General features: G+C 69.3%; 13 protein-coding genes. 4 read left to right on the forward strand and 9 right to left on the reverse strand.

The genetic code is table 11. The features are described from left to right. Positions 1-82: 82 nt before the first annotated feature. The 3 genes from ABZ622_RS09615 to ABZ622_RS09625 all read left to right on the forward strand — a co-directional run bounded on the left by ABZ622_RS09615 (position 83) and on the right by ABZ622_RS09625 (position 3,218). A complete protein-coding gene (locus tag ABZ622_RS09615; protein WP_342285645.1) occupies positions 83-1,063 on the forward strand; it encodes an ABC transporter permease subunit in 981 nt (326 codons plus the stop codon). 71 nt (positions 1,064-1,134) lie between these two features. Next, entirely contained in the window at positions 1,135-2,100 is a 966-nt protein-coding gene (locus ABZ622_RS09620) for an ABC transporter ATP-binding protein (protein ID WP_360541917.1), read from the forward strand. Positions 2,101-2,126: 26 nt separating this feature from the next. Beyond that, a complete protein-coding gene (locus tag ABZ622_RS09625; RefSeq protein WP_360541805.1) occupies positions 2,127-3,218 on the forward strand; it encodes a dipeptide ABC transporter ATP-binding protein in 1,092 nt (363 codons plus the stop codon). A 255-nt stretch (positions 3,219-3,473) separates the two neighbouring features. On the opposite strand, the gene ABZ622_RS09630 is transcribed toward ABZ622_RS09625, so the two are convergent. The 9 genes from ABZ622_RS09630 to ABZ622_RS09670 all read right to left on the reverse strand — a co-directional run bounded on the left by ABZ622_RS09630 (position 3,474) and on the right by ABZ622_RS09670 (position 16,272). Beyond that, positions 3,474-4,625 carry a dipeptide ABC transporter ATP-binding protein gene (locus ABZ622_RS09630; RefSeq protein ID WP_360541806.1) on the reverse strand — a complete coding sequence of 384 codons (1,152 nt, stop codon included), beginning with the start codon at positions 4,623-4,625 and terminating at the stop codon, positions 3,474-3,476. Beyond that, positions 4,618-5,676, reverse strand: coding sequence for an ABC transporter ATP-binding protein (locus ABZ622_RS09635; protein ID WP_360541807.1), 1,059 nt, complete (start codon positions 5,674-5,676; stop codon positions 4,618-4,620). Before ABZ622_RS09635 ends, ABZ622_RS09630 begins: the two co-directional genes overlap by 8 nt. A gap of 14 nt (positions 5,677-5,690) precedes the next feature. Beyond that, positions 5,691-6,641 (reverse strand): ABC transporter permease, encoded by a 951-nt coding sequence (locus ABZ622_RS09640; protein ID WP_360541808.1) that lies wholly within the window; start codon positions 6,639-6,641, stop codon positions 5,691-5,693. Then, positions 6,634-7,560 (reverse strand): ABC transporter permease, encoded by a 927-nt coding sequence (locus ABZ622_RS09645; RefSeq protein ID WP_266414763.1) that lies wholly within the window; start codon positions 7,558-7,560, stop codon positions 6,634-6,636. The genes ABZ622_RS09640 and ABZ622_RS09645 overlap by 8 nt, the downstream gene beginning before the upstream one ends. A 149-nt stretch (positions 7,561-7,709) precedes the next feature. Next, complete coding sequence (locus ABZ622_RS09650) at positions 7,710-9,353, reverse strand: ABC transporter substrate-binding protein (protein WP_360541809.1); 1,644 nt, start codon at positions 9,351-9,353, stop codon at positions 7,710-7,712. A gap of 517 nt (positions 9,354-9,870) precedes the next feature. Next, positions 9,871-11,742 carry a translational GTPase TypA gene (gene typA / locus ABZ622_RS09655; RefSeq protein WP_360541810.1) on the reverse strand — a complete coding sequence of 624 codons (1,872 nt, stop codon included), beginning with the start codon at positions 11,740-11,742 and terminating at the stop codon, positions 9,871-9,873. Positions 11,743-12,312: 570 nt separating this feature from the next. Beyond that, positions 12,313-14,736 carry an ABC transporter substrate-binding protein gene (locus ABZ622_RS09660; protein ID WP_360541811.1) on the reverse strand — a complete coding sequence of 808 codons (2,424 nt, stop codon included), beginning with the start codon at positions 14,734-14,736 and terminating at the stop codon, positions 12,313-12,315. Between the two features lie 195 nt (positions 14,737-14,931). Continuing rightward, the gene (locus tag ABZ622_RS09665) at positions 14,932-15,483 is read right to left on the reverse strand and encodes an isochorismatase family protein (protein WP_360541812.1); all 552 of its coding nucleotides are present in this window, start codon (positions 15,481-15,483) and stop codon (positions 14,932-14,934) included. 309 nt (positions 15,484-15,792) lie between these two features. Then, complete coding sequence (locus tag ABZ622_RS09670; RefSeq protein ID WP_360541813.1) at positions 15,793-16,272, reverse strand: MarR family transcriptional regulator; 480 nt, start codon at positions 16,270-16,272, stop codon at positions 15,793-15,795. A 171-nt stretch (positions 16,273-16,443) separates the two neighbouring features. Here ABZ622_RS09670 and ABZ622_RS09675 point away from each other — a divergent pair, with 171 nt between their 5' ends. After that, complete coding sequence (locus ABZ622_RS09675; RefSeq protein WP_360541814.1) at positions 16,444-17,499, forward strand: LacI family DNA-binding transcriptional regulator; 1,056 nt, start codon at positions 16,444-16,446, stop codon at positions 17,497-17,499. Position 17,500: the final 1 nt, after the last annotated feature.

Raw genomic sequence — 17,500 nt, forward strand, 5'->3', positions numbered from 1 at the left:
ACACTCCTGAGGCGGGGCGCCCGTGCGGCGCCCCGCCCGCTCCACTCCCCCTCGTCGGCGTCTGCCAGGGAAATCCATCGCCATGTTCCGCTTCCTCATCCGCCGGGCAATCGGCGCACTGGTCATCCTGCTGATCATCAGTGCCATCACTTTCGTCCTCTTCTACGTCGCGCCCCGCGACCCAGCGCGTGTGGCCTGCGGCAAGGTGTGCACACCCGAGACGCTGGCGCTGGTCAAACGCAACCTCGGCATAGCCGACCCGCTGCCCGTGCAGTACTGGCACTGGCTCCAGGCCGTGTTCGTCGGCCGGGACTACAGCTCCTTCGGGCACTGCCCCGCCCCGTGCCTGGGTTACTCGTTCCACAACCGTGAGCCGGTCCTCGGCACCATCCTGGACCGCCTCCCCACGACGCTCTCCCTCTCGATCGGCAGCGCGGTCGTCTTCGTGGTCTTCGGTGTCGGCACCGGCATGCTCGCCGCGGTCAAGCAGGGCAAGGCGCTGGACAAGGTGGCGTCCTCGGCGTCGCTGATCGGGTCCTCGATGCAGATCTACATCGTCGGCGTAGTCGCCATGTACTACCTCGCGGACCAGTGGCACATCCTGAGCCGTCCCAAGGACGTCCCCTTCACCGAGAGCGTGTCCGGCTGGTTCTCCGGGCTGCTGCTGCCCTGGCTGGTGCTGGCGCTGATCTTCACCGCCAACTACACCCGCATGGCCCGCTCCCAGCTCGTCGAGACGCTGAACGAGGACTATGTGCGCACCGCGCGCGCCAAGGGCCTGTCCCGACGGACGGTGTTCTTCCGGTTCGCCTGGCGCGGTGCCATGGGCCCGATCGTCACCATCTTCGGCCTCGACATCGGCCTCCTCCTGGGCGGTGCGATCATCACCGAGAAGACCTTCGGTCTGCACGGCATCGGCGCCCTCTCGGTCAAGGCCGTCGGCGACAACGACCTGCCGCTGATCCTCGGTGTGGTCCTGGTCGCGGCGGCGGCGATCGTCATCTTCAACATCATCGTCGACGCGGTCTACGCCCTCATCGACCCGCGCGTCCGCCTCGCCTAGGGAGAGATCCAGTGAGCACCCCCTTCCTCTCCGTACGCGATCTGCGCGTGCACTTCTCCACCGAAGACGGCATGGTCAAGGCCGTCGACGGGCTGTCCTTCGACGTCGAGAAGGGCAGGACACTCGGCATCGTCGGCGAGTCCGGCTCCGGCAAGTCCGTCACCAACCTGACCATCCTCGGTCTGCACCACCCCGACCACACCGAGATCGAGGGCGAGATCCTCCTCGACGGACGGGACCTGCTGACCGCGTCGGAGCGGGAGCTGGAGCGGCTGCGCGGCAACAAGATGGCGATGATCTTCCAGGACGCCCTGGCCTCGCTGTCGCCGTACCACACCATCGGCAAGCAGATCAGCGAGACGTACCGCAAGCACACCGGCGCCTCCAAGAAGGAGGCCCGGGCGCGGGCCGTCGAGATGCTCACCAAGGTGGGCATCCCGCAGCCCGATCTGCGGGTGGACGACTACCCGCACCAGTTCTCCGGCGGTATGCGCCAGCGCGCGATGATCGCCATGGCCCTGGTCTGCGACCCGGAGCTGCTGATCGCGGACGAGCCGACCACCGCGCTGGACGTCACCGTGCAGGCCCAGATCATGGACCTGCTCAAGGACCTCCAGCAGGAGACCGGCACCTCGATCGTCTTCATCACCCACGACCTCGGGGTCATCGCCGACATCGCGGACGACGTGCTGGTGATGTACGGCGGTCGCTGTGTCGAGCGCGGTACGAAGAAGGAAGTACTGCGGGCGCCCCAGCACCCGTACACCTGGGGCCTGCTGGGGTCCATGCCGAGCCTCGAAGGGCCGGTCGACGTACCGCTGTCGCCGATCCCCGGTTCGCCGCCGAGCCTCCTCAACCCGCCGAGCGGCTGCCGTTTCCACCCCCGGTGCACCTTCACCGAGCAGGTGGGCGGCGGGCGTTGCGCGAGCGAGCAGCCGCCGCTGGAGATCACCGCCGGGCGCGGCGCCGCCTGCCACCTCACCGTGGAGCAGCGCGCCGAGTTCTTCGCAGACTTCGCCGGCACCCGGCCCAACTGACGTACAAGAGACGGGACTTCCCCACCATGAGCAGCACAGATCCCCTCCTGGACGTCTCCGGACTCACCAAGCACTTCCCGATCAAGGGCGGCTTCCCGATCCGGCGGACGATCGGCGCGGTGCAGGCCGTGGACGGGCTGGACTTCTCCGTGGCCCAGGGCGAGAGCCTGGGCCTGGTCGGCGAGTCCGGCTGCGGCAAGTCGACCACGGGCCGGCTGATCACCCGGCTCCTGGAGCCGACGGCCGGCCGGATCTCCTACCGCGGGCAGGACATCACCCACGCCTCGCGCAAGGAGCTGGCCCCGGTCCGCTCCGAGATCCAGATGATCTTCCAGGACCCGTACGCCTCGCTGAACCCGCGGCAGACCGTCGGCAAGATCATCACCGCGCCGATGGAGATCAACGGCATCGACCCGGCGGGCGGCCGCGAGGCGCGCGTGCGGGAGCTGCTGGAGACCGTCGGGCTCAACCCGGAGCACTACAACCGCTTCCCGCACGAGTTCTCCGGCGGCCAGCGCCAGCGCATCGGGGTGGCCCGCGCGCTCGCCCTGGAGCCGAAGCTGATCGTGGCCGACGAGCCGGTCTCGGCGCTGGACGTATCGATCCAGGCCCAGGTGGTGAACCTGCTGCAGAAGCTGCAGCAGGAACTCGGCATCGCGTTCCTGTTCATCGCCCACGACCTGGCCGTCGTGCGCCACTTCTCGCAGCGCGTCGCGGTCATGTACCTCGGCCGGATCGTGGAGATCGCCGACCGCGAGGACCTGTACGGCAACCCGCGCCACCCGTACACCCGGGCGCTGCTCTCGGCGGTGCCCGAGGCGACCGCCGACGAGACGCCGGCCCGTGAGCGCATCCTCCTCACCGGTGACGTCCCCTCCCCGGTCAACCCGCCGTCGGGCTGCCGCTTCCGTACCCGTTGCTGGAAGGCGACGGACAAGTGCGCGAGCGAGGCCCCGCCACTGGTGCGGGTCGAGGGCAGCCGGGAAGGCCATCTGACGGCCTGCCACTACCCGGAGGACGCCCGGTCCGTCGGGGCCGTCCCCAAGGCCCGTGACGCCTCGTCCGCGCCGAAGCCCGGCAAGCAGAAGACCACCGAAGACCCCAAGGCCGGGGCCTGACACCCCTGCCCCGGCCCCCGGGGAACCCCGCGGACAGGGACCCGACCGGTCCCGGCACGTGGGGCTCCCCGGTCCCGCGGAACCGAGCACGTGAGCCCATTGACCCGAGCCACCTGCGCGCCCGGTTCCGGGAAAAGGAAGAAGCGCCCGGAACCGATCGGTTCCGGGCGCTTCCGCGTCATGCGTGATGTGTCATGCGTGACGTGTCATACGGGACGCGTCATGCATGACGTGTCACGCGCGACGTACTGCTGCCTACGAGGCCGCGCCGACGACGTCCTTCTCCTCGGCGAAGTGGCAGGCCGACTCGTGCGCCGCGGGGCTGTCCGAGCCCTTGAAGCGCTCGGGGACGGCCAGCAGCGGCAGTTCCGTGGAGCACTTGTCCTGGGCCTTCCAGCACCGGGTGCGGAAGCGGCAGCCCGACGGCGGGTTCGCCGGCGACGGGACGTCACCGGTGAGGATGATCCGCTCGCCGCGCTCACGGGCCTCGGGGTCCGGGACCGGGACCGCCGACAGCAGCGCCTGGGTGTAGGGGTGCGTCGGGTGGTCGTAGATCTCCGCGTCCGTACCGATCTCGGCCATCTTGCCGAGGTACATCACACCGACCCGGTCGGAGATGTGCCGGACGATCGACAGGTCGTGCGCGATGAAGACGTAGGAGAGGTTGAACTCGTCCTGGAGCTTCTCCATCAGGTTGATGACCTGGGCCTGCACCGACACGTCGAGCGCGGAGACCGGCTCGTCGCAGATGATGATCTCCGGGTTGAGCGCGAGGCCGCGGGCGATGCCGATGCGCTGGCGCTGACCGCCGGAGAACTGGTGCGGATAGCGGTTGATGTACTCCGGGTTGAGACCGACGACGTCCAGCAGCTCCTGGACCCTGGCCCGCCGGTCGCCCTTGGGGGCCACCTCGGGGTGGATGTCGAAGGGCTCGCCGATGATGTCGCCGACCGTCATACGCGGGTTCAGCGAGGTGTACGGGTCCTGGAACACCATCTGGATGTTCCGGCGGACCGCCTTCAGCGCGCGGCCGGACAGCCGGGTGATGTCCTGGCCCTTGTAGAAGACCTCGCCGGACGTGGCCGTATCCAGCGCCATCAGCAGCCGGGCGACCGTGGACTTGCCACAGCCCGACTCGCCGACGATGCCGAGCGTCTCGCCCTGGTAGAGGTCGAAGGAGACCCCGTCCACGGCCTTGACCGCACCGACCTGGCGCTTGAACAGGATGCCCTGGCTCAGCGGGAAGTGCTTGACCAGATTGCGCACCTGGAGGATCGGCTCACCGCGCTCCACCGGGGCTTCGATGGCCGCGACCGCCGCCGTCTCGGTGGCGGCGGCGACCGCCACGACGTCGGTGACGTTCGGGGTGGCGTCCATGGAACCGTCCGTCTTGTCGAGCTCAGCCATGGATCGTCTCCTTCCAGAAGTGGCAGGCGCTGCCGCGGCCGGGCAGCTCGCCGCCGTCCTGCTCGGACACCGGGACCAGAGCCGGAATGTCCGTGCGGCAGATGTCCTCCGCCTTGGGGCAGCGCGGGTTGAAGGCGCAGCCGGACGGGATCTTGAGCAGGTTGGGCGGCAGCCCCTTGATCGCGTAGAGCTCCTGGCCCTTCTGGTCGAGCCGCGGGATCGAGTCGAGCAGACCGCGGGTGTACGGGTGCGCCGGCCGCTTGTACAGCTCGTGCACCGGTGCCGTCTCGACGATCCGGCCCGCGTACATGACCGCGATCTTGTCCGCGACGTCGGCGACGACGCCGAGGTCGTGGGTGATCAGGATCAGACCCATGTTGAACTCGGTCTGGAGCTCCTTGAGCAGGTCCATGACCTGGGCCTGGACCGTCACGTCGAGCGCCGTGGTCGGCTCGTCCGCGATGATCAGGTCCGGCTCCAGCGCCAGTGCCATGGCGATCATGATGCGCTGGCGCATACCGCCGGAGAACTGGTGGGGATAGTCGCCGACCCGCTGCTTGGCGGCGGGGATCTTGACCCGCTCCATCAGCTCGACGGCCTTGAGCTTGGCCTGCTTGCGGGAGAGTCCCTGGTGGACCCGGAACATCTCGCCGAGCTGGTAGCCGACCGAGAGCACGGGGTTGAGCGAGGAGAGCGCGTCCTGGAAGATCATCGCGATCTTCTGGCCGCGGATCTTCCGCCGTTCCTCGTTGCTCATGGTGAGCATGTCCTGACCGCGGTACAGGATCTGGCCCTGCGGGATCTTGCCGGGCGGCATGTCGAGAATGCCCATGATCGCCTGGGCGGTCACGGACTTGCCGGAACCGGACTCACCGAGCACGGCCAGGGTCTCGCCCGAGTCCACGCTGTAGTTCACACCGTTGACGGCCTTGGCGACCCCGTCCCGGGTGTGGAACTCCACGTGCAGGTCGCGCACTTCGAGGAGTCGGGCGTCGTCCGGCCCCCCGGAGCGGGGCGCCGGGATGTCTGCTGTCTTGTCCATGATGGTCACGTCTTACGCCCTCCTCAGCGCAGCTTCGGGTCGAGGGCGTCGCGCACCGCGTCGCCCAGCATGATGAACGCGAAGACCGTGAGGCTGAGCATTCCTGCCGGGAACAGCAGCGCATGCGGGTTGTCGCGGATGGCCTGGCTGCCCTCGGCGATGTCGATGCCCCACGAGATCGTCGGGTCCGCGAGCCCGAGCCCGAGGAACGAGAGCGTCGCCTCGGCCGAGATGTACCCGCCGAGCGCGATGGTGGCCACGACGATGGTCGGGGCGAGCGCGTTGGGAAGGACGTGCCGGAAGAGGATCCGCGGGGTGCTGGCGCCGAGCGCGCGGGCCGCCGTCACGTAGTCCGCCTGCTTCGCGGTAATCACCGAGGCACGCATGACACGGCAGATCGAGGTCCAGCCCAGGAAGGCCAGGGCCAGGATCACCACGTACACCTTGCGGTCGGTGAAGGCGTTCAGGACGACCATCGCACCGAGCAGGAAGGGGATGCCGAAGAAGATGTCGGTGACCCGGGAGATGACGGAGTCGAGCCAGCCGCCGAAGTATCCGGCGAGCATGCCCAGCAGGCCGCCGACCAGGGTGACCGCGGCGGTGACGCCGACGCCGACCATGATCGAGGCGCGGGTGCCGTAGATGACACGCGCGTAGATCGAACGTCCCTGGCCGTCGTAGCCGAACCAGTCGGCCTGGAAGAAGTGCCCCAGGTCCGGCTTGGTCAGGAAGTGGTTGGTCAGGTCGCCGTCGCGCGGGTCGGCGCCGGTGAACAGCCCCGGGAAGGCGGCTATGACCAGCAGGACCAGCAGGAGGATCGAGGAGATCCAGAACATCGGGCGGTGACGCAGGTCGAACCAGGCGTCACCCCAGAGGCTGCGCGGCTTGCCCTGCTCCTTGTGGCCGTCGGCGGCCGACGGTGCGGCAGTGGCGTCCACCGCCGCTTCGGTCTTGGTCTCGGTGACGTCAGGCATACCGGATCCTCGGGTCCAGGACCGCGTACAGCAGGTCGACGAGCAGGTTGATCACAAGGATGACGAGGACGAAGACCGTGACGACGCCGACGATCGTCGAACCTTCACGCTGCTGCAGCGCCTTGAAGAGCAGGTTTCCGACACCCTGGACATTGAAGATGCCCTCGGTGACGACCGCGCCGCCGATGAAGCCGCCGACGTCCGTACCCAGGAAGGTGACCACCGGGATCAGCGAGTTGCGCAGCAGGTGCACGCCGATGATGCGGCGCCGCGGCAGGCCCTTGGCCATCGCGGTACGCATGTAGTCGGCGCGCAGGTTCTCCGCGAAGGTGGTGCGGGTCAGCCGTGCCACGTACGCCATGGAGAGCATGGCGAGCACGAAGCCCGGCAGGAACAACTGTGCGTAGTCCGTCGAGTCCTGGACGTTCGGTGCCACCCAGCCGAGCTGGTCCGCGAGGACGAAGCGGGCGAGGAAGCCGAGCACGAACACCGGGATCGAGATGACGATCAGGGTGAAGATCAGTACGCCGGTGTCGGCGGCCTTGCCGGCCCGCAGGCCCGCCCAGGCGCCGAGCCCGATGCCGACGATGATCTCGATGAGCATCGCCACCGCGGTCAGTCGCAGCGTCACCGGGAAGGACTCGGACATCTCGTCGATGACTTCTCGACCACCGAAGGTCTTGCCGAAGTCACCCTGGAAGAGATTGCCCATGTAGTCGATGTACTGCTTCCACAGGGGCTGGTCGAGCCCGAACTCATGGCGGAGCGACGCGACCTGTGCGGGGTCTGCCGCCTTGTCTCCCCACATCGCCCGGATTGGGTCACCGGGAAGGATGTGGACCATGAGGAAAATAATCAGAGTGGTCCCGATGAATACCGGGATCATCTGGAGCAGTCGCCTTGCGACGTAACGCCCCATCATGCCTCCATGCCGTGAGGGGTCGGCGATGGCCTTCTCAGAGTTGTCTCCGCCGCGGGGTGTGGGGGGAGAGCCCCGGGGCATCGCCTACGGGCCGGTTCCGCCGCCCCTGAAGAGGAGCGGCGAAACCGGCCTTCGGGTCCCGATGCTTACTTCTTGGCCTTGACCTGGACGTCGGTGAAGATCGGGTCGCCGTCCTGGCCGTACACGATCTTGCCGAACACGTTCTCGGACTGGCCCGAGTTGTTCTTGTAGAACCACAGCGGGATGGCCGGCATGTCGTTCTTCAGGAGCTGCTCGGCGTCCTGGTACATCTTGACGGTCTCGTCGAGCGTCTTCGCCTTGTCGGCCTTCGCGGCGAGGGCGTCGAACTCCTTGTTGGAGTAGCCCGAGGTGTTGCCCGCGGCGGTGGTGCCGTACAGGTCGCGCATGAAGTTCGAGTTGACCGGGTAGTCGAGCACCCAGCCACCGCGGTACATGGACTTGACCTGCTTGTTGTCACGGGCGTTCAGGTCGGCCTGGAAGTCCGGCTTGGAGTCGCCCACGCACTCGACGCCAGTCGCCTTGCGGATGCTGTTGCAGACCGCGTCGACCCACGGCTTGTGGGACTGGTCGGCGTTGAACTGGATCGAGATCTTGTTGCCCGGGACGCCGCCACCGTCCTTGATGAGCTTCTTCGCCTCGGCCGGGTTGTACTTCACGATGTCGCCGAGCGCGCCGGGCTTGTAGCCGAGCACACCGCGGGCGACGTACGAGTCGGCCGGGGTACGGGTGCCGTGCAGCACGGTCTTGGTGATCGTGTCACGGTCGATCGCCATGGACAGACCCTGGATGACCTTGGGGTCGATGCCCTTGAACTGCTTGGTGTAGAACGCCGGGACGATCGACTGCACCGCGGAGTACTCGGCGTCGATGGCGCGGTCGCCGAGGTCCTGCTTGTAGCTGGTGAGCGACGTCGTCGGGATCTGCTCGATCCAGTCGAGGTTGTTCGACCGCAGGTCCGAGTAGGCGGCGTCGGCGGTGGTGTAGTTCTTGAAGTCGATGCCACCGTTCTTGGCCTTGTTCGGGCCCTGGTAACCGTCGAACTTGCGAACCTTGATCAGCTTCTTGTGCTGCCACGAGTCGAACTTGTAGGGGCCGTTGCCGATCGGCTTCTGGCCGGCGGCGGCCGGGTCCTTGAAGAAGGACTCGGGCAGCGGCGCCCAGACGTCGTAACCCAGCTTGTACGCGAAGTACGAGACCGAGCCGGTCAGGCTGATCGTGAAGGTGTTCTCGTCGACGATCTTCAGACCGGACATCTTGTCGGCCTTCGGCGCACCCTTCTCCGGGTGGACGTCCGTGTAGCCCTTGATGTCCTGGAACCAGCTGGAGTTGGTCTGGTTGTTCTTGACGTTGGCCGACCAGTTCCAGGAGTCCACGAAGGACTTGGAGGTGACCGTGGTGCCGTCGTGGAACTTCCAGCCCGGCTTGAGCTTGACCGTCCACACGGACGAGTCGGCGTTGGGCGTCACGGACTCGGCGTTGACGTACGTGAGCTTGCCGGTGCCGGGCTCGTAGTCGACCAGGCCGGCGAAGATGGTGCGCAGGACACGGCTGCCCTGGCTCTCCTTGGCGTTCGCCGGCTGCAGCGGGTTCTGCGGCTCTCCGAGCTGGGCGGTCAGGATCCCGTTCGGGTCCGCCTTCCCGGAGTTCATGCCGCTGTCGCTGTCCTTGTCGTTCCCACCACAGGCAGTCGCGGCCAGGGCGATGATGGCCGCTCCCGCGACCCACTTGGCGCTCTTGGCACCACGCATGGGTTTCCTCCTCATGAGTCCACTTTTGACTACAAGAAGGGCACTGGAGTCGATACACCGACACCCCTGACGGTGATCGTTTCAGTGCCCCTAGTGTGCTCGTGAGTCGGCACTCCCCACAGTGCGTGACCCATTGACCCGAGCTCAATGGAGCCAACTATTAAGTACGACCGGGCCGTAAACCACACTTAAGGGGTCTCGTTTTGACAACATCAAGGAATCGCGATTGCCCAAAATCCGGACAAAGTGATCCCAGACAGACACGCTCGAAACGGACCGTTAACGCAGCTTTCGGAGAGCGACGATCGATATGCGGACGGATGGCCGGAGAAAACCACTGGACAACGGCGTGATGAGCCTGCCGGACGGCGCTCCTCCGCGTCCATCCCGTTGCTGATGCACACCGATGCGCTCCGACGAGCCCCCGGCCCGACGCACAGCGGGGCCCGGCCCCCCGTCAACTGACGGAAGGCCGGGCCCCGTTGATACGCGTGGGCGCCGAACGCCCGTTGTCGGATCAGCGCTTGGCGCGCGACGCGGCGCGGCCGCGCTCCTTCTGGTCGAGGACGACCTTGCGGATACGGACCGTCTCCGGGGTCACCTCGATGCACTCGTCCTCGCGGCAGAACTCCAGGGACTGCTCCAGCGAGAGCTTGCGGGCAGGCACCACGTTCTCCGTGGTGTCGGCGGAAGCCGCACGCATGTTGGTGAGCTTCTTCTCCTTGGTGATGTTCACGTCCATGTCGTCGGCGCGGGAGTTCTCGCCGACGATCATGCCCTCGTAGACCTCGGTGCCGGCCTCGGTGAAGATGACACCGCGCTCCTGGAGGTTGACCATGGCGAACGGCGTCACGGAGCCCGAGCGGTCGGCGACCAGCGAGCCGTTGTGACGGGTGCGCAGCTCGCCGAACCACGGCTCGTGGCCCTCGAAGATGGAGTGCGCGATGCCCGTGCCGCGGGTCTGCGTCAGGAACTCCGTACGGAAGCCGATGAGGCCGCGGGACGGGACGATCCACTCCATGCGGACCCAGCCCGAACCGTGGTTCGTCATCGTCTCCATGCGGCCCTTGCGGGTCGCCATCAGCTGGGTGATCGCGCCGAGGTGCTCCTCGGGGGAGTCGATCGTCATGCGCTCGATCGGCTCGTGGGTCTTGCCGTCGACCTGCTTGGTGACGACCTCCGGCTTGCCGACCGTGAGCTCGAAGCCCTCACGGCGCATCTGCTCGACGAGGATGGCCAGCGCGAGCTCACCGCGGCCCTGGACCTCCCAGGCGTCGGGGCGCTCGGTGTCCAGGACGCGGAGCGAGACGTTACCGATCAGCTCGCGGTCCAGGCGGTCCTTCACCTGGCGGGCGGTGACCTTGTGGCCCTTGCCGCCCTTGCCGACCAGCGGCGAGGTGTTGGTGCCGATGGTCATCGAGATGGCCGGCTCGTCGACCGTGATCAGCGGCAGCGCGATCGGGTTCTCGGGGTCGGCCAGGGTCTCGCCGATCATGATGTCCGGGATACCGGCGATGGCGCAGATGTCGCCCGGGCCCGCCTTCTCGGCGGCCTTGCGGGTGAGCGCCTCGGTCATCATCAGCTCGGTGATGCGGACGTTGGACATCGTGCCGTCGCGCTTGATCCAGGCGACGGTCTGGCCCTTGCGCAGCTCGCCCTGCTCGACGCGGCAGAGCGCGATACGGCCGAGGAAGTTGTCGGCGTCCAGGTTGGTGACGTGGGCCTGGAGCGGGGCGGCCTCGTCGTACTCGGGGGCCGGGACGTGCGCCAGGATCGTGGAGAAGAACGGCTCCAGGTTGTCGCTGTCGGCCGGGACGGTGCCGTCCTCCGGCTTGGTCAGCGAGGCGACGCCGTCACGGGCGCAGGCGTAGACGATCGGGAACTCGATCTGCTCCTCGTCCGCGTCCAGGTCCAGGAACAGGTCGTACGTCTCGTCGACGACCTCGGCGATCCGGGAGTCGGGGCGGTCGGTCTTGTTGATGCAGAGGATGACCGGCATCTTCGCGGAGAGCGCCTTGCGCAGCACGAAGCGGGTCTGCGGGAGCGGGCCCTCGGAGGCGTCGACCAGCAGCACGACCGCGTCCACCATCGACAGGCCGCGCTCGACCTCACCACCGAAGTCGGCGTGGCCGGGGGTGTCGATGATGTTGATCGTGATCGGGTCCCCGCCGTCCTTGGGGTGATACTTCACCGCCGTGTTCTTGGCGAGGATCGTGATGCCCTTCTCACGCTCCAGGTCGTTCGAGTCCATCATGCGTTCGTCGAGGTTCTCGGCGGCGTGCGCGGCGAAGGCGCCGGCCTGCCTGAGCATGGCGTCGACCAGCGTGGTCTTGCCGTGGTCGACGTGGGCGACGATGGCTACGTTACGGATGTCGTGGCGCGTGGGCATGGGTGGCTTGCGCTTCTCTCGGATCGTGGGATCAGGCGTCTAAGTCGGTCTCAAGTCCTCGTACGCCCGCCGGGCGGACACGCCACGGCTCGTCCAATGGTACGGGGCTGGCGCCGCCGCGGCTTCCCGGGCAAGTCCTGCCGGCCTCCGGACGGGCCTCCGGACGGTTCTCCGGGCGGTCCGCCGGGCCTGCGCGGACGACCGGACGCGCAGCGTGCGGACGAGTGCCGCACGGGAGGTGAAAGCCCGTGTCCGCCTCCTGTTTCCGCCTCCGCGGCCGGTTCTTCCGGAGGATTTCACCGGTCGTCACGACCGCGGCCCCGCGGACGGAGAAGGAGGAGGCGGGGACGGGGACGGCGGAGGCGGACACGGGACTTGCACGGCTTCGGAGGTGGGGCTCCGAAGCGGAATCTCCGAGAGGCCGGAGCCGGGGCTCCGGAGTGGGGGTCTCAGAGGTGGGGGGATCGAGCGGCCACCCGGGTCAACGGGTAGCGACGACCTTGCCCGCCGGGCAAGCCGGCGGGCAAGGGATTTGAGCCAGTTCTGAGCTTCCGGCCCTCTTCTGACCTGCTACTTCTTCTTGTTCGCCGGGGCTCCGGCGGCCTGCGGCTTCTTGAAACCGATGTCCTGGTAGTGGGGTGCCCCGAAGCCGAAGGCGCCGACGTTCGCCAGTTTCCTGTTCGCCGCCACGAGCTGCGGGCGCTGGTAGAGCGGAATCGAACCGGCGGCGGCCCAGATCCGGGCGTCGGCCTGCTTCATCAGGTCCCGGGCGGCGTCCTCGTCCAGCTCCGAGACCGCCTGGTCGAAGAGCTGGTCGATGTGGTCGGTGCCGACCCGGGTGTAGTTCTGCTCGACCAGCAGCGAGCCGTCGGTGGCGGGCACCGGCTTGGCGAAGATCGGACGGTCGTCGGTGGCCGGGTAGGCGGTCGCGGGCCAGGAGTACAGGGCCAGGTCGTAGTCGCCGGAGGCGATGTGGTCCTGGAAGTAGCTCTCGTCGGAGACCTTGGTGATCTCCGTACGGATACCGACCGATTCGAGCATCGCCGAGATCTTGTCCGCGACGCTGCGCAGCGGCTCCGAACCGGGACCGGACGGCAGGACGAAGCGCAGGGTCAGCGGCTTGCCGTCCTTGCCGAGCGGACCGCGGCGCCCGTCGGCCGCCTGTGCGGGGGCCGCGGTGCCCGCGGGGGCGTACGCGCCGGCGGCGCCGCCCGGCCGCTTGTCCTGGGCGGTGACCCTGGAGGGGACGTCCTCCGAGATGCCGGACTCGGAGAGGTACCCGGCCTGGCGCAGCAGCACGGAGCTGTGGAACGCGGCGGCGGAGGCGGGGGCCAGTACGTGGGTGGCGCCGCCCACCGGGTCGCCGTCGCCGGGCTTGTCGTCGCCGACGATGTACAGGCCGTCGTCGGGGGCGGGCTCGCGCCGGTCCGCGCCGTCGCCGGTCTTGCCGTCGGCGCTGCCCGCCTTCCCGACGGCCGGGCCCGTCCCCTTCTTCTCCGCGTCCTTCTCCGCCGCGTCCTTCTTCGCGTCCTTCTCCGCCGCGTCCTTCTTCGAGTCCTTACCGGCCTCCTTCTCCGCGTCCTTCTTGCCGGCCTCACTGCCCGCCTTGGTGCCGTCCGGCTTCTCGACCGCGCCCTCCGGCGTCCAGCCCGCGTCGGCCAGCAGCGCCTGCGCCACTTCGGTGTCCTGGCCGCCGAGCGCGTCGCTGCTGTCCTTGTACGCGGGCTGCCCGGCCAGCGCCAGATGGCTGCCGAGCGGCCGCGCGGGCAGCCCGAGCGGCCGCAGCACGGTGTCGACGAGCTCCTGGCGGTTCAGGGCGCGGGCGACCGCCCGGCGCACCCGGTCGTCGGCGAGCGGACCGGACTCGCCGTTCAGCGCGAGCTGGGTGTAGGCGGGCTCCAGCGACTTGCGCACCACATAGGCGCGCAGACCGGCCTGCTCGGCGGCGTACGCGTCGGCGGCGGCCCGGGTCTTCTCCCTGGCGGCCCGCGCGGCTCCCGCCTTCTTGGCGTTCGAGCCGTGCGCCACCGCCCAGGAGCGCAGGGCCGCGGCCGGGCCCTCCCCCGCGCCGGGTCCCTGGGCGAGCGGCTGCCCGTCGGCGCCCTCGCCGCCGGCCGCCTGCGCGATCCGGTGGGCCGAGGCGGCGTCCACGTCGGCCACGTCGATCCGGCCCGCGGCCAGGGCCCCGGTCCGGTCCTCGGTGGCGACGGCCCGGAAGACCAGCGAGTCGAGTTTGGCCGGGTTCCCCCACCAGCGCGGGTTGCGGACCAGTGTGACCTCGCCCTTCGCCTTGTCCACACCGCGCAGCCGGAACGGTCCCGAGGTGGCCTTCAGGGTGGTCCGGGCCCCGTCGTTGAAGGCGTCCGGGGAGCCGGTCACGTCCTTCGGGTAGAGCGGCGAGAACAGCGAGCGCCAGTCCGCGTACGGCTTGGCGAAGGTGACCCGTACCTCAAGGTCGTCGGCGCCGCGCTCGATCTTCTCGATGCGCTCGTAGCCGGCGTTGCGGGCGGTCCAGAACGCCGAGTCATTGCCACTCAGCGCCCGCCACTGGGCGACGAAGTCGGACGCCCCCATCTCCCGGCCGTCGCTCCACACCGCCTGCTGGTTGAGCCGGTAGAGCACCACCTGCCGGGGCTCGCTCTCGACCACCTTCGCGGACTCCAGATAGTCCGGGTTGAGCTGCGGCCGGCCCTTGGCGTCCAGCGGGAAGAGCGTCGGGAGCAGGGCTCCGGTGATCCGGGTGGTCGTGGCGTCGGCATCCGCCTGGAAGGCGTTGAGGGTGGTGGGCAGGGCATCGACGGCCCAGTTGACCGTGCCGCCCTCGGCGACCAGATTACGGCCGGCGACCGCGACGTCCTGGGGGGCCGTCGCACCGGTCGCGCCGTCGTCGGAGCTGCAGCCGGCCAGCACGGGGAGCGTCAGCACGCCCGTCGTGAGGAGCGCGAGGGAGCGGCGCTTTCGGGCCGTCCCGCGCGGGACGCCGACGTGGGACATGGCTGATACCTCCGGGGACGGCCCGACCCACCCGTCCACGGGTGTGCCGAATTGTGCGTTTCTGGTGGCATATGCAGTTGATCACACTGATTCCTTCCGTCCACTGAAGGCGCCCCCGCGCGGGCGGGGGCGCAGACACGGCGCGACGGCGCCGAAGCTCACCCGTGCGGCGGAGCGCCCCGGCTGCCGCGGTGATCAGCCGAGCAGCGCGACGATCGCCTCCGTCGTGTCCGTCTCGCCCAGGCGCGGGAAGATCTTCTCGACGCTGTTGCGGTGCGCGTCGGCGTCCATGTCGGTGACCGCGTCCGTGGCGATCGTGACGTTGTAGCCGTGCTCGTGCGCCGCGCGTGCGGTGGACTCGACGCCGATGCTGGTCGCGATGCCGGCCAGGACGATCTGGGTGACCCCGCCGCGGCGCAGCCGGAGGTCCAGGTCGGTGCCGTGGAAGGCGCCCCAGGTGCGCTTGGTGACCACGATGTCGCCGTCGCGCGGGCCGAGCTCGGGCACGATGTCCGCCCAGTCGGCGGGCGGCCGGCCGCCCCCCATCGGGGTCTCGTTGCGGCCGGGGGCGCCGTCGACGACATGGACCAGGACGACCGGGAGGCCCTTGGCGCGGAAGGCGTCGGCGAGGGCGACGGAGTTGGCGACGATACCGGCGGCGGGGTGGGCGGTCTCCCGGCCGACGATGCCCCTCTGGAGGTCGATGACGACCAGGGCGGTCCTCGGGTCCAGGGCGGTGGCGGTCATGGTGAGGCTCCTGTGCGGTGGGTGAAGGGTGGGGATTCAGGTACGGGGCGGCGCTGCGGGCCACGGGCGCGGGCGGCAGCCCGGCGGGGGCTCACGTACGGGTCGGCGCGGGCGGCAGCCCGGTGACGATTCAGGCACGGGGTCGGCGCGGGCGGCAGCCCGGTACGCCCGGGGCAGAAGTCCGGGCCTGCGCCGGGGCCTGGGCCGAAGTCGGGGCCGGGGCCTGGGCCGAAGTCGGGGCCGGGGCCTGGGCCGAAGTCGGGGCCGGGGCCTGGGCCGAAGTCGGGGCCGGGGCCTGGGCCTGGGACGTCACTTCCCGGTCAGCCGGTCGATCAGCTCGGTGGCCTCGGCCACGGTGCGTCGCTCGGCCCCGTCGAGCCCGGCCGCGATGGCCTCGGCCAGCCAGTCGTGCTTCGCTGCCCGGACCTCGGCGAGCGCGGCGGTCCCGGCCGCCGTCAGCGACATCACCGCCTTGCGGCCGTCGGCCGGATCCGGCGCGCGCTCGACGAGCCCCTGGCCCTCCAGCGCGCCGAGGGTCAGCCGCATGGACTGCGGGCGTACGTACTCCGCGCGGGCCAGCGCGGCCGTGGTGGCCGGTCCCTCGCGGTCCAGCCGGGCCAGCACCGAACGCTGCGTCGGTGTGAGCAGGCCGCCCGACGACGTACTGCGCAGCCGCCGCAGCAGCCGGCCGACCACGGCCGTGAGCTGGATCGCCAGCTCCTCGGCGGTCGGCTCGGCGGACGACGCGGCGCGACGGCCCGAGGGGGTGGTTCCAGTGGGTTCCGGCATGCCCCCAAGGTAAAAGGTGTACAGAGCACCTTGCAAGGTTGCCTGTCTTTGTTTTGGGTGGTCTTGCCCGTCACGCGGCCCGCGATCTAGGGTGAATGCGCTTTCAGAAGAGGGTCGGTACATGCAACAGCAGGTGCTTCGGTACGGAACAAGAAGCGGACGGTCGGTCGAGTGAGCGCCCCCACGGTGTACGACGTCGCCGAGCGGTCGGGCGTCTCCATTGCCACGGTCTCGCGGGTCTACCGCACCCCCGATTCGGTGCGCGCCCAGACCCGTGAGCGGGTCCTCGAAGCCGCCCGCCAGCTCGGTTACGTACCCAGCGGGAACGCCCGCGGTCTGGCCAGCCGGACCACCGGGGTGCTGGGCCTCTGCTTCCCCGACTACGCCGACCCCGACGCCGAGGCCGACGCGGAGGCGGACAGCGACGCCGACGACGCGGTGATGCTCTACTCCGACCAGATCATCCGCGGCATGGAGCGGGCGGCGCGGCGGCACGGTTACGCGCTGCTGATCGCCGCCTCGCTGGAGGGCGGCCCGGAGAGCCTCGTCGCGAAGGTCGCGGGACGGGTCGACGGTTTCGCCGTGCTGGCGCAGACCGTGCCGACCGAGGACCTCGAAGTGATATCGCGCCGGCTTCCGGTGGTGATGATCGCCGGCCCCCGCGAGATCGACCACCTCGACCACATCGTCGTCGCGAACGCCGACGGCGAGCGCGAACTGGCCCGCCACCTGATCGAGGACCACGGGCTGCGCAGGCTCGCCTTCGTCGGCGGCGAGGCGGAGTCGCCGGACGCCGAGGCGCGGTTCCTCGGTTTCCAGCAGGCGTGCGGCGACGCCGGGCTCCCGGTGCCGGACGCGCCCGATCTGCGGGCCGAGATGATGACGCAGGCCGAGGGCGCGCGGGCCGCGGAGGCACTGCTCGACCGGGACGGCGAACGGCCGCAGGGGGTGCTCTTCGCCAACGACCAGATGGCGGTGGGCGCGCTGCGCGCGTTGGAGCGGCGCGGGGTGCGGGTGCCCGAGGACATCGCGGTGACCGGCTTCGACGGCATTCCACTGAGCCGGATCGTCCGGCCGCCGCTGACGACCGTACGCCAGCCGATCCGTCAACTCGGCGAGCAGGCGGTGGAGTTGCTGGTCAAGCGGCTGGGCGACAGCAGCAGCGAGCCGGTGTCGCTGCTGCTCCCGGTGTCCCTGATCCGCCGCGCCAGCTGCGGCTGCGGCTGAC

It is taken from the genome of Streptomyces sp. NPDC007164 (genome assembly GCF_040634135.1).
In the GTDB taxonomy this organism is placed as follows: Bacteria; Actinomycetota; Actinomycetes; order Streptomycetales; family Streptomycetaceae; genus Streptomyces; species Streptomyces sanglieri.